Here is a 12,622-nt window from a genome sequence, read left to right as displayed (position 1 = left end):
TAGCGAAAAGCGCGCTGGCGAAAACGATTGAAATAGACAGCTATCGTCGCATTTGAGACAACCGGTGAACTTCCACCACGCGCCGCCAGTCAGCTGCAAAGACTCTCAGAAAACGGTGGGTGGGCAATGCAGATCTCGTTGCAGCAACAAGTGGCCCTGGTCACCGGCGCCAGTTCCGGCATTGGCGCAGGCGCCGCCAAGGCCCTGGCCGAAGCCGGTGCCGCCGTGGTGCTCAATTACAACTCGCAGGCGGCGCCGGCCGAAGCCCTGGCTGCGCAGATCAACGCCAACGGCGGCCGAGCGATTGCCATCGGCGGTGATGTGTCCAAGGAAGCCGACGTAGAACGCCTGTTCGCCCAAACCCTCGACGCCTTCGGCCACCTGGATATTCTGGTGGCCAACTCCGGTCTGCAAAAAGACGCCAACCTGGTTGACATGACCCTCGACGACTGGAACACCGTGATCGGCGTGAACCTTACCGGCCAGTTCCTGTGTGCCCGCGCCGCCGTGCGAATTTTCAATCGCCAGGGCGTGCGCGAGGGCGTATCGCGCGCGGCCGGCAAAATCATTCATATGAGCTCGGTGCATCAGATTATTCCGTGGGCCGGGCATGTGAACTACGCGGCCTCCAAGGGCGGCGTGGAGATGCTGATGCGCACGCTTGCCCAGGAAGTCAGCGAGCAGCGCATCCGCATCAACGGCATTGCGCCGGGGGCGATTCGTACGGCGATCAACCGTGCGGCAACCGAAGGCGCGGCGAAGAAAGAGCTGTTGAAGTTGATTCCCTACGGCCGCGTGGGCGATGTCGAAGACGTGGCCAACGCAGTGGTGTGGCTGGCCAGCGATGCCTCCGACTATGTGGTCGGCAGCACCCTGTTTATTGATGGCGGCATGAGCCTTTATCCGGAGTTTCGTGGCAATGGTTGATTTCAAGAACGAACCCCAAAGCGCCATCGATGCCCACGGCATTATCGGCGATATGCGCAGTGCGGCACTGGTCAATGATCGCGGCAGCATCGACTTTTTCTGCTGGCCGGAATTCGACAGCCCGTCGATCTTCTGCTCGCTGCTCGACACACCTGAGGCCGGTGTTTTCCAACTGACCCCCGACCTGACTAACGCCCGCCGTGAACAAATCTACCTGCCCGACACCAACGTGCTGCAAACCCGTTGGCTGAGCGATGAGGCCGTGGTGGAAATCACCGATCTGCTGGTGATCAGTGAAGAAATCGACGACCTGCCGCTGCTGATTCGCCGCGTGCGCGTGGTCAGCGGCAGCGCGAAAATTCACCTGCGCTGCGCTGTGCGCCATGACTATGCACGTACTGCGACCCACGCCAGCCTCGACGACGGCATGGTCTATTTTGCCGCCGACGGCCAGCCCGGCCTGCGCCTGGCGAGCAGCCACGCGATGCAGGTCGAAGACGATGCCGCCGTGGCGAGCTTCACCCTGGCCCAGGAAGAAGGTGCCGAGTTCGTGCTGGGCGGCCAGGACGACCCACGCGTTAACAGTGGCTGCACTGACTTGGCCCTGGCGCACACCTTGAAGTTCTGGCGCGGCTGGATCGCGCAGTCGAATTACCGCGGGCGCTGGCGCGAAATGGTCAACCGTTCGGCCCTGGCGTTGAAGCTTCTGACCTCACGCAAGCACGGCGCAATCATCGCCGCCGCAACCTTCGGCCTGCCGGAAACCCCTGGCGGTGAGCGCAATTGGGACTACCGCTATACCTGGATCCGCGACGCTTCGTTCACCGTCTACGCGTTCATGCGCCTGGGCTTTATCGAAGAAGCCAACGCCTACATGCGCTGGCTTAAAGGCCGCGTCAGCGACTGCTGCGGCCAGCCGACCAAAATCAATATCCTCTACGGCATCGACGGTCGCCAGGAACTGCCAGAGGCCGAGCTTGATCACCTCAGCGGTCATGGCGGTGCCAAACCGGTGCGCATCGGCAATGAGGCCTTCGACCAGATCCAGCTGGATATCTACGGCGAGCTGATGGATGCGGTGTACCTGGTTAACAAATACGGTGAAGCCATCTCCCACGAGGGCTGGAAACACACTGTTGAAGTGGCGGACCAGGTCTGCGAGATCTGGAACAGCAAGGACGTGGGCATCTGGGAAATGCGTGGCGAAGAGCATCACTTCCTGCACTCACGGTTGATGTGCTGGGTGGCGTTGGACCGCGCGATCCGCCTGGCCTCCAAACGCTCGCTGCCCGCTCCATTCGCGCGCTGGGACCAGACCCGCCAGGCGATCTACGCGGACATCTGGAGCAACTTCTGGAATGAAGAGCGCGGGCATTTTGTGCAGCATATCGGCAGCACCGCGCTGGATGGTTCGATGCTGTTGATGCCGCTGGTGCGCTTCGTTGCGGCCACCGACCCGCGCTGGCTGTCGACCCTGGAAGCGATTCAGAAAAGCCTGGTGCGCGACGGCATGGTCTACCGCTACCGCAACGACGACAGCCAGATCGACGGCCTGCAAGGCACCGAGGGCGCATTCGCCGCCTGTTCGTTCTGGTACGTCGAATGCCTGGCGCGCGCCGGCCAAGTGGAGAAAGCCCACCTGGAGTTCGAACAACTGCTGCGCTACGCCAACCCGCTGGGGTTGTACGCCGAAGAGTTCGACAGCCAAGCGCATCACTTGGGCAACACGCCTCAAGCGTTGAGCCATCTGGCATTGATCAGCGCGGCAACCTTTCTGGACCGCAAGCTCAGCGGGGAGAAAACTACCTGGCAACCCTGAGCAGGCCTGAAAGCACAAATCCACCTGCTGTATTGAGATCCAAATGTGGGAGCGGGCTTGCTCGCGAAGGCGGTGTTTCAGTCTCTACATGTATCGACTGACACGCCCTCTTCGCGAGCAAGCCCGCTCCCCCATGTGATTGTGGTTGAGCTTCCAAGACGCGGTGCCCTGCTTCTGATTTTGATCTGAAGCGCCCCGCTAAACCACACAGCGTGCACAATGGGCAGCCCCCGATCTGCCATCAGGAACCCCATGCGCCAAGTACTGCTGATCATCGATGTGCAACCCAGCTTCAATCCGCCCGCGTGGCTGGTCGACGGCATCAACACCCTGCTCGGGCACCTGCCGTCGGTGGCCACCGTAGAGCGCCACGACGAAAGCATCACTCCCTTTGCCCGCCAACTGGGCTGGCAACCTGCGCCGGATGACGACAGCCTGATTGCAGCCCAGCGCATCTTCATCAAACACGGCTATGCCCCCACGCCCGAAACCATCGACTACCTGAAAAGCCTGGCGCCAGACCGTGTGCTGGTGTGTGGCATCCAGGCCGACACCTGCGTCCTGGCGGCCGGCTTCGCATTGTTTGATGCGGGCTTGCAGCCGACATTGATCAGCGATTTGACCGTGGGCTCATCGTTGGATCGATCGGGAAAATTGGGCGTAGACCTGTGGCGGCATCACTTCGGCAAAGTCGTAGATCGCGCCCAAGTGATCGCGACGACCGCCCCATGACCACATTCCCGACACTTGCCACCCAGCGCCTGCGCCTGCGCCTGCGCGAATTACGCGCAACCGACGCCCCGGCGTTGTTTGCCATCCACGGCGACACCACCCACATGCGCTGGTTTGGCGCCGACCCGATGACCGACCTGGCCCAGGCCCACGCCTTGATCGACACGTTCGCCCAATGGCGCACCCAGCCCAACCCAGGCACACGCTGGGCGATTGAACAGGATGGCCAACTGGTCGGCAGCTGCGGCCTGTTCAAATGGAACCGCGGCTGGAACAGTTGCGCTCTATCCTGCGAACTGGCACCCGCAGCCCGTGGCCAAGGTTTAATGAGCGAAGCCTTGCGGGCGATGCTCGATTGGGGCTTTGCGCACATGCAATTGCATCGAGTTGAAGCCATGGTCCATCCGCACAACACAGCGTCATTGGCGTTGTTGGAGCGTTTGGGCTTTAACACCGAAGGTATATTGCGCGAGGCCGGGTTCTGGAATGGCCAGCGGCATGATCTTGTGGTGTTGGGGCTGTTGGCGCGGGAGTGGCTAGACAAGTAAGACCATTGCCTTCGAATTTCGCCTATCCCGTCACGGCGTTCGACTAGAGTTCAAACACTTTTGGCCAGCCCCGAGGAGCCCATCATGACCACTGTCGCCCCACTGCTCTATGTGCGTACATCCATGCTCGATGTGGCCTATGAAGCCCACGGCCCGGAAAGCGGCGAACCGGTGATTCTGCTGCACGGTTTCCCCTACGACCCGCGCGGCTACGATGAAATCGTGCCGGGCCTGGTCGAGCGTGGGTGCCGGGTGTTGGTGCCGTATCTGCGGGGCTATGGCCCGACGCGGTTTATCAATGAACAGGTGATGCGCTCCGGCCAACAGGCGGCGTTGGCCAAGGATCTGCTGGATTTCATGGATGCACTTGGCATCCCGCAGGCCACGCTCGCCGGTTACGACTGGGGTGGGCGCGCCGCGTGTATCGTGGCCGCATTATGGCCGCAGCGGGTGCGCGGGTTGGTGACCGGGGATGGCTATAACATTCAGGACATTGCCAAGTCGCTAAAGCCCCGTGCGCCTGAAGATGAGCACCGGTTGTGGTATCAGTTCTACTTTCACACCCAGCGCGGGGTGGACGGGTTGACCACCCATCGCCGTGAGTTTTGCGAGTTGTTGTGGAAACTGTGGTCACCGACCTGGGCTGAAGGGCCAACCCTGTACGGCGACACCGCGCCATCGTTTGATAACCCGGATTTCGTCGAGGTGGTGATTCACTCCTATCGCCACCGATTCATGTACGCGCCGGGCGACCCGGCCCTGGAGGCCATCGAGCGGGCGCTGGCGCCGCAACCGCCGATTTGCGTGCCGACGATTTCGCTGTGCGGCGCCGATGATGGCGTGGGCCCGGCCCCGGCGGTGGATGACGATGTGGAAAACTTCAGCGGGTTTTATCGGCGCGACGTCTTGGCGGGTGTGGGCCACAACATTCCTCAGGAAGCGCCACAGGCGACCCTCGAGGCGATCTGCGAGTTGCTGGATCGAGGCTGAACGTCACCCCGCCAACACAACAAATTGATACAACCGTGTACGTTTTCGTTCAAGCCGGGTCGCAGAAGCGCTCACGGTAGGCCTGGGGCGTGACCTCCACGACCCGCAGAAAACTACGCCGCAGGGTCTCTTCACAGCCAAAACCGCATTGCACGGCGATGCGTTTGATTGACGCCGTACTGTCGGCCAGTTGCCGGCGCGCGGTTTCCACGCGGATCAGCTCGACGGCCCGCGCAGGCGTTTGGCCGGTTTCGGCGCGGTAGTGGCGCACAAAGCTGCGCTCGCTCATGCCGGCCTGGGCGGCCAATGTGGGAATGTTCAGGTCGAGGGTGAGGTTTTCGGCCATCCAGGCATGCAAGTCGGCAAAGCGGCTGTCGCCCTTTTGCAGGGACAAGGCCACGCTGAATTGCGATTGGCCGCCCGGGCGCTTGAGGAACACCACCAGGTGGCGCGCGGCTTCCAGGGCCACCGCGCGGCCCAGGTCTTCCTCCACCAGGGCCAGGCACAGGTCGATGCCGGCCGTCACGCCGGCGGACGTCCACACCGAGCCTTGCTGGATGAAAATCGGGTTGGATTCCACAGTCAGCGCGGGGAATTTGCGCGCCAGCTCTTCGCAGCGTGTCCAGTGCGTGGCCACCCGGCAGCCGTCGAGCAAGCCACTGGCGGCGAGCAGGAAAGCGCCGGTGCACACCGAGGTCATGCGCCGGGTGTGCTGGGCCTTTTGCTTCACCCACTCGATCAATTCAACGTCTTCGGCGGCGCCGTAAACGCCCCAGCCGCCGGCGATGACCAGCGTGTCGCACAGCGCGTCGGCAGCGGGCAGCGGCTCGGCCACCAGCGCCAGGCCGGCAGAGGTCATGACCGGCTCGTTCTGCGCGGTAATCACCGAAACCGCGTAAGGCAACGGCAGGCCACGCTGGCGGGCCAGGTCATTGGTCGTGGCGAACACCTGCAAAGGCCCGGTTACGTCGAGCACCTGTGCATTAGGGAAAGCGAGTACGTGAATGATCCGGGTCATGTTTGGCGTAATGTGTGGGTTCAATGGCGTATTCGCCAAAGCCTAGGCCTCTAGAGTGAAGCCGTCCACCCCTTTATCGGAGCTTCATTCATGACCCTGCAGATCGGCTTTCTGTTGTTTCCCGGCATTCAGCAACTGGACCTCACCGGCCCGTATGACGTATTGGGTTCGCTGCCGGACGTGAAACTGCACTTGGTGTGGAAAGACCTGGCGCCGGTCACCTCCAGCACCGGCCTGGTATTCACCCCGACCATGACCTATGCCGACTGCCCGCGCCTGGACGTGATGTGCGTGCCCGGTGGTTCCGGCGTTGGCGCATTGATGGAAGACCCGCACACCCTGGACTTCCTCAAGGCCCAGGCACAGACCGCGCGCTACGTGACGTCGGTGTGCACCGGCTCGCTGGTACTCGGCGCGGCGGGGTTGCTGCGCGGCCGCAAGGCCACTACCCACTGGGCCTATCACGACCTGCTCGCCCCGCTGGGTGCGAGCCCGGTGCAGGCGCGTGTGGTGCGCGACGGCAACCTGTTCACCGGTGGCGGGATTACTGCCGGGATCGACTTTGCGCTGACCTTGGCAGCCGAGTTGTACAGCGAGGCTGCCGCGCAACTGGTGCAGTTGCAGATCGAATACGCGCCGGCACCGCCGTTCGACTCGGGCAGCCCGCAGACCGCGCCCACGCATGTGCTGGAAGAAGCCCGCAAGCGCACAGCGGAATCGCGTCGGGTGCGCGGCGAGATCGTGGCACGCGCGGCGGCTCGGTTGGGCGAGTGAGCGCGTTTGCGGTGAGCGGGATAGCCACAACCACTACAAGCCCGCTCGTTTGCATTACGCTGGCCGCGACATCAACGCAAGCCGCACCGCCAATAGCATCAGCATGCTCGCCAGGCCCCATTTCTGGAGCCTGGCGCTGTGGGCACGTCCGGCAAAAAACCGGCTGAGGGCACCGCCAAAAATCCCCAACAGCGCGTGAAATACGCCGGCGATCAGGGTCAGAACACAGCCCAACACCAGCAGTTGCAACGCGATGGCCCCAGCGCCGGGCGTGACGAATTGCGGTAAAAACACCAGGAAAAACAGCAGCGCCTTGGGGTTGAGCAAACTGTTGAGCATCGCCTGCACAAACACACGGCTCAGGCGCACGCGCTTGACCTGGGCAGGGTCCAGGCCAGCGCTCTGCTGCAAGGTCTTGAACACCAGCCATAACAGGTAAACCACCCCGGCATAGCGAATCACATCAAATGACGGCGGCCAGCTGGCGACCAGCGCCGTTACCCCGGTGGCGGTCAGCGCAGTCAGCAGCAAGTCGGCCACGCAGATCCCCAGGCTTGAGGCCACGCCACCGCGCCAGCCATAACTCACGCCATGGCTGATAACAAACGCCATGTTCGGCCCCGGCGATAACAGCAACAACAGGACAGCACCGCAGAACATCAGCAAGGTTGTGAAATCGATCATGCTCAAACCGCCCGCCAGATAAGAACCGACAGGTTAAATGGCCGTCAAAAAACCCACAAAAAATTGTTCTGGATACATTTTCGCTTGCCGCTTAACAACAACTTCCGTCGCCGTTAAAGCCTTACTTTCGGGCACTTAGCGTGCGTTCTTTGTCCCCATTTCCTACCGCCGTTCAAAAAAGGTTTCCGCATGCGGGAGGAAAATTCTCACATTTGTTCCTACACTCAAAAACACACCCCACCACCGAGTGTTACGACAAGGAAAGTCAATAAAATGCCACAAAAAAGATCAGTTAACGTGTCTAGAACGCTACCTCCGCACCACTGTCAATTAGCTGACAAAGAAACTCAAAGGAACACTCCCTAATTCACTGCCCACGCAAATACCTTCATCTGGATAGCCTTAGTTGAAGGAGCTGTTGCGTTTTACCCAGAGTAGCCGTCGTTCATCTTGCTCACTAAGTAAGCAAGTCGAACAGTAAGTCTGGAGTGCAATGAGGGATGTTTTTATGCGAGAAAAGTCGTCAGTCGACAGCCTGTTTCTGACCCGCGCCGGATTTGTTGAGTTCTTTGTTGTTTTCGTCAAGTTGATCCATGGCCTGACCGCCATATTGCCGCCCCTGATTCTGGTGTTGTTCCTCGACCCGCTGGCCCCTGAGCTGCGCTCCCACTTTCTCGGCCTGCTGCTGTTTTTCGCGGTCCTGACCATTATTCTGTTCCAGGCCCTGGGCATCTATTCCGAAGAACTGTTCAGCAACCGCCTGCGCCTGCGGGCCAAGACAGTCGCCTGGTCGGCGGCGTTCTGCATCTTGCTGTTCATGTACCAGATTTTGCAGTTTTTCCCGCAATTGACCCCGCGCAACCTGGTGACGTGGTACTTCGCCAGCCTGGGGCTGTTCTGCCTTGAGCGCCTGTTGATGCTGCGCCTGTATCGCAACCTGATGCGCAAGGGCAAATACCTGCAACGCACGGTAATCCTGGGCTTCACCGACACCGCGATGCATGTCGCCGACCACCTGCAACGCAATGGCGATATCCGTTCCGGCCTGATCGGTTTTATCGACGACCGCACCGAACGCATTCCAAAGGAGTTGAGCAACCTGCCCTTGCTGGGTAATACCCGTGACCTGGAAAAACTGATCCGCGCCGAGCAAGTCAACCAAGTCATGATCTGCCTGCCGTGGGCGGCCGAGCAACGCATTCACGGGTTGGTCAATCGCCTGCGCCAGATGTCGGTGAACGTGATGCTGGTGCCCGACATGGCTGCCCTGCGCTACGGCCACAGCCGCATCACCGACGTGGGCGGCATCCTGATGTTCAACACCTCGCAGTTGCCGCTGCGCGGTTGGTCGCCGGTGATCAAGCGCTGTGAAGATTTTGTGCTGGCAAGCATGGCGCTGGTGGCGCTGTCACCGGTGATGCTGGTGACGGCGATTGCGATCAAGCTCGACTCCAAAGGCCCGGTGCTGTTTCGCCAGAACCGCTTTGGCTACAACGACAACGAAATCCGCGTGTTCAAGTTCCGCTCGATGTTCACCGACCAGAGCGACTTCACTGCCGAGCAACAAACCACCCGCAAAGACCCGCGCATCACACGCGTGGGCCGCATCATCCGCAAAACCAGCATCGACGAGCTGCCGCAGCTGTTCAACGTGCTGCTGGGCAACATGTCCATGGTCGGCCCACGCCCTCACGCCACGGCGACCAAGGCGGCCGGCATCCCGTTTGAAGTGGCGGTGAGCGAATACAGCTCGCGGCACCGGGTCAAGCCAGGCATCACCGGCTGGGCGCAGATCAATGGCTACCGGGGCGAGACCGACACCCTGTTCAAGATCCAGAAGCGCGTCGAATACGACCTGGAATACATCTCGAAGTGGTCGGTGTGGTTCGACCTGTACATCGTCTTCATGACGGTTCCAGCCGTCCTCTCTACCAAGGAGGTCTATTGATGAATACCCTCAACGGCTTGATTCCGTGCATTATTTCCGGTGGTTCGGGCACACGGTTGTGGCCGGTGTCGCGGCAGAACATGCCCAAACCGTTCATGCGCATGCGTGACGGCCAGAGCCTGCTGCAAAAGACCTTCCAACGCGCCGCGCGCCTGCCTGGCGTGGAAAGCGTGCTGACGGTGACCAACCGCGACCTGCTGTTTCGTACCCTGGATGACTACCGTGTGGTCAACAAGGCGCACCTGCCCCTGGACTTGCTGTTGGAGCCATTCGGGCGCAACACGGCGGCGGCCATCGCGGTGGCGGCGCTGCATGTGCAGGAACATTTCGGCGATCAGGCGCAGTTGCTGGTGATGCCCGCCGACCATTTGATCACCGATGAAACCGCGTTCGCCGCCGCCGTGAGCCAGGCCCGCGACCTGGCCGAAGCCGGCTACCTGGTGACCTTCGGCATCCAGCCCGACCATCCCGAAACCGGCTTCGGTTACATTGAAAAAGGCGAAGCGCTGGGCACCGGTAACCGGGTCAAACGCTTCGTCGAAAAACCCGACCTGGCCACCGCGCAAAGCTACCTCGACGGCGGCAAACACCTGTGGAATGCAGGGATGTTCTGCTTTAAGGCCAGCACGTTGGTGGACGAACTCGCCGTTCATGCCCCCGACGTACTGGCCGCCGCAAAAGCCGCCTTGGAGCACAGCCAGGACCTACAGAATAAAACCTCACGCCAGCGTGAATTGAGCGCCGAAGGCTTTGGCGCCGCGCCGGATATTTCCATCGACGTGGCCTTGATGGAGAAGTCCAAGCAAGTCGCCGTGGTGCCCTGCAACATCGGCTGGAGCGACATCGGTTCCTGGGAAGCCCTGCGCCAGCTCACCCCCAGCGACGCCAATGGCAACCAGGTCAACGGCGAAGCAATTTTGCATGACGTGCACAACTGCTACATCGACTCGCCCAAACGCGTGCTCGGCGCTGTCGGCGTGCGTGACCTGATCATCGTCGACACCCCCGACGCGCTGCTGATCGCCGACGCCCATCGCAGCCAGGATGTGCGTTACATCGTCGCCGAGCTCAAGCGCCAGGACCATCCGGCGTTCAGCCTGCACCGTACCGTCACCCGGCCGTGGGGCACCTACACCGTGCTGGAGGAAAGCAGCCGGTTCAAGATCAAGCGCATCGTGGTCAAGCCCCAGGCGTCGTTGTCGTTGCAAATGCACCACCACCGCAGCGAGCACTGGGTGGTGGTCAGCGGTGCGGCGCAGATTACCAATGGCGACCGCGAATTCCTGATCAACGCCAACGAGTCCACCTACATTCCGGCCGGGCACAAACACCGCCTGACCAACCCCGGCATCATCGACCTGGTGATGATCGAGGTGCAGAGCGGCGAGTACCTGGGCGAAGACGACATCGTGCGCTTTGACGACATCTACGGGCGTGCGCCCGCCACAGAAGTGAAAAAGTGATATGCGCACCTCGTTGATCATCCCGACCCGCAACGCGTCCAGCCACCTGGCGCGGCTGCTGCCCGCGCTGAACATGCAGCGCGTACAACCGGACGAAGTGCTGGTGGTGGACAGCGCCTCGAGCGATGACACCGTGGCGCGCTTTCGCGAATTCGGTGCCCGGGTCGAGGTGATCGACGCCCGCGACTTCAACCACGGCGGCACGCGGCGTTGGGCCAGCGAACACGTCAGCGGTGACGCGTTGATCGTGATGACCCAGGACGCGATCCCGGCCGACGCCGAGACCTTCGCCAACCTGCTCGATGAACTGCAGCAAGACCCGCTCAACGGCGTGGCTTACGGCCGCCAACTGCCGCACCCCGGCGCTGGCGTACTGGGCGCGCAGTCGCGGCACTTCAATTACCCGGCACACAGCCGCAGCAAAAGCCTGGCCGATGCGCCGGAGCTTGGGATCAAGACCTGCTTCAGTTCCGACTCTTTCAGCGTGTACCGACGCAGCGCGTTGCAGGCGGTCGGCGGCTTCCCCGCCGATGTGATCGGTAGCGAAGACGCCTACGTCGCGGCGCGCATGCTGCTCGAAGGCTACAAGGTGCGCTACGCCGCGTCGGCGCGGGTGTACCACTCCCACGATTACCGACTCATGGATGAGTTTCACCGCTACTTCGACATTGGCGTGTTTTACGGTCGCGAGCCGTGGATTCGCCAGGCCTTTGGCGATGCCGGCGGTGAAGGTAAACGCTATGTACTGGCTGAGCTCGCGGCATTGCGCGCAGCCGGTGCATTGCACCGCGTACCCGAAGTACTGGTGCGCAGCGCGTTCAAGCTGCTCGGCTATCGGCTGGGCCATCTGGAACGCCGGCTCCCCCTCGCCCTCAAGCGGCGCATCAGCATGTTCCCCGGTTATTGGAGGTGAGCAGCATGACCCACAGGAAGTCCCCCTTTATGAAAAAAACCGTGCTCCTCCTGGCCATGATGGCCTTGGCCGCCTGCAATACGCCAGCGCGCATCGTCCCGCCGGACGACCAGACCGTGGAAGACGGCAAGCGCGCCCTCGACCAGCTGGCGCAATTGCCGCCGGCGGTGGAACGCATCCGCATCGGCGACCAGTTGCGTATCGTGCGCGATGCCGGGGAGATGCCGACGCTGTCGGCGTTTAACGTCAGCACCATCTACGAGCTCACGCTGTACACAGTGCAGACTGACGGCAAGATCAACTACCCGTTCCTGGGCCCGATCCAGGTCGCCGGGCGCCAGCCATCGGACCTCGCGACCGAGCTGAGCAACAAGCTCGCGCCGGTGTACCGCGAACCACGGGTCACCGTGAATATCAACCAGGCGCCGGGCAACTCGGTGATCGTCGGCGGCGCGGTGAATAACCCGACGGCAGTGCAACTGGGCACGGCCAACACCCTGGAGCAAGCCATTGTCGGCGCCGGCGGCGTGAACCCGTCGGGCAATGCCAGCATGGTCGCGCTGCTGCGCGAAGATGCCCAGGGCGCCTATCACGCCTACTTCCTGGACTTCAGCCAATACCTCAAACCCGGTCCGAATGGGCGAAAACCGGTGCGCCTGCAACGCGGTGACGTGGTGTTCGTACCCAAATCCAATGTGGGCGAGCGCATCCAAGGGGTGGATACCTACTTGAACCAACTGATCCCGTTCACCAAGTCCATTGGGGTTGGCTACAACTACACCAGAACCAGCGGCGGCAATAACTAA

General features: G+C 61.6%; 12 protein-coding genes. 10 read left to right on the top strand and 2 right to left on the bottom strand.

Going from position 1 to position 12,622, the window contains the following annotated elements; all coding sequences use genetic code 11:
• Window positions 1–126 precede the first annotated feature (126 nt).
• From ACA065_RS10530 to ACA065_RS10510, 5 genes are all read left to right on the top strand, one after another.
• Window positions 127–927, top strand: coding sequence for a glucose 1-dehydrogenase (locus tag ACA065_RS10530; RefSeq protein ID WP_497694438.1), 801 nt, complete (start codon window positions 127–129; stop codon window positions 925–927).
• Window positions 920–2,746 carry a glycoside hydrolase family 15 protein gene (locus ACA065_RS10525; RefSeq protein ID WP_497694437.1) on the top strand — a complete coding sequence of 609 codons (1,827 nt, stop codon included), beginning with the start codon at window positions 920–922 and terminating at the stop codon, window positions 2,744–2,746. The genes ACA065_RS10530 and ACA065_RS10525 overlap by 8 nt, the downstream gene beginning before the upstream one ends.
• 252 nt (window positions 2,747–2,998) lie before the next feature.
• Window positions 2,999–3,478 (top strand): cysteine hydrolase family protein, encoded by a 480-nt coding sequence (locus ACA065_RS10520; RefSeq protein WP_497694436.1) that lies wholly within the window; start codon window positions 2,999–3,001, stop codon window positions 3,476–3,478.
• Window positions 3,475–4,026 (top strand): GNAT family N-acetyltransferase, encoded by a 552-nt coding sequence (locus ACA065_RS10515; protein WP_497694435.1) that lies wholly within the window; start codon window positions 3,475–3,477, stop codon window positions 4,024–4,026. Before ACA065_RS10520 ends, ACA065_RS10515 begins: the two co-directional genes overlap by 4 nt.
• A gap of 84 nt (window positions 4,027–4,110) precedes the next feature.
• Window positions 4,111–5,016, top strand: a complete 906-nt coding sequence (locus ACA065_RS10510) for an alpha/beta fold hydrolase (protein WP_497694434.1) — start codon at window positions 4,111–4,113, stop codon at window positions 5,014–5,016.
• A 49-nt stretch (window positions 5,017–5,065) separates the two neighbouring features.
• Here ACA065_RS10510 and ACA065_RS10505 read toward each other — a convergent pair whose 3' ends face one another.
• A complete protein-coding gene (locus tag ACA065_RS10505; protein WP_497694433.1) occupies window positions 5,066–6,034 on the bottom strand; it encodes a GlxA family transcriptional regulator in 969 nt (322 codons plus the stop codon).
• Between the two features lie 90 nt (window positions 6,035–6,124).
• Between ACA065_RS10505 and inhA the strand changes: the two genes are divergently transcribed.
• The gene (inhA, locus tag ACA065_RS10500) at window positions 6,125–6,808 is read left to right on the top strand and encodes an isonitrile hydratase (RefSeq protein WP_497694432.1); all 684 of its coding nucleotides are present in this window, start codon (window positions 6,125–6,127) and stop codon (window positions 6,806–6,808) included.
• Between the two features lie 54 nt (window positions 6,809–6,862).
• Here inhA and ACA065_RS10495 read toward each other — a convergent pair whose 3' ends face one another.
• A complete protein-coding gene (locus tag ACA065_RS10495) occupies window positions 6,863–7,492 on the bottom strand; it encodes a LysE family translocator (protein WP_497694431.1) in 630 nt (209 codons plus the stop codon).
• A gap of 508 nt (window positions 7,493–8,000) precedes the next feature.
• Between ACA065_RS10495 and ACA065_RS10490 the strand changes: the two genes are divergently transcribed.
• Genes ACA065_RS10490 through ACA065_RS10475 form a run of 4 tightly spaced genes read left to right on the top strand, consistent with a single transcriptional unit; the run spans window position 8,001 to window position 12,622 of the window.
• On the top strand, window positions 8,001–9,440 hold the full coding sequence (locus ACA065_RS10490; protein ID WP_497694430.1) for an undecaprenyl-phosphate glucose phosphotransferase: 1,440 nt from the start codon (window positions 8,001–8,003) through the stop codon (window positions 9,438–9,440).
• Window positions 9,440–10,903, top strand: a complete 1,464-nt coding sequence (locus tag ACA065_RS10485; RefSeq protein WP_497694429.1) for a mannose-1-phosphate guanylyltransferase/mannose-6-phosphate isomerase — start codon at window positions 9,440–9,442, stop codon at window positions 10,901–10,903. Before ACA065_RS10490 ends, ACA065_RS10485 begins: the two co-directional genes overlap by 1 nt.
• Before the next feature lies 1 nt (window position 10,904).
• The gene (locus tag ACA065_RS10480; protein ID WP_497694428.1) at window positions 10,905–11,816 is read left to right on the top strand and encodes a glycosyltransferase family 2 protein; all 912 of its coding nucleotides are present in this window, start codon (window positions 10,905–10,907) and stop codon (window positions 11,814–11,816) included.
• A 29-nt stretch (window positions 11,817–11,845) separates the two neighbouring features.
• A complete protein-coding gene (locus ACA065_RS10475) occupies window positions 11,846–12,622 on the top strand; it encodes a polysaccharide biosynthesis/export family protein (protein WP_497694427.1) in 777 nt (258 codons plus the stop codon).

Source organism: Pseudomonas sp. LBUM1640 (assembly GCF_059716225.1).
The sequence above is the reverse complement of the archived record's forward strand: the minus strand, read 5'-3'. Positions and strand labels throughout refer to the sequence as shown.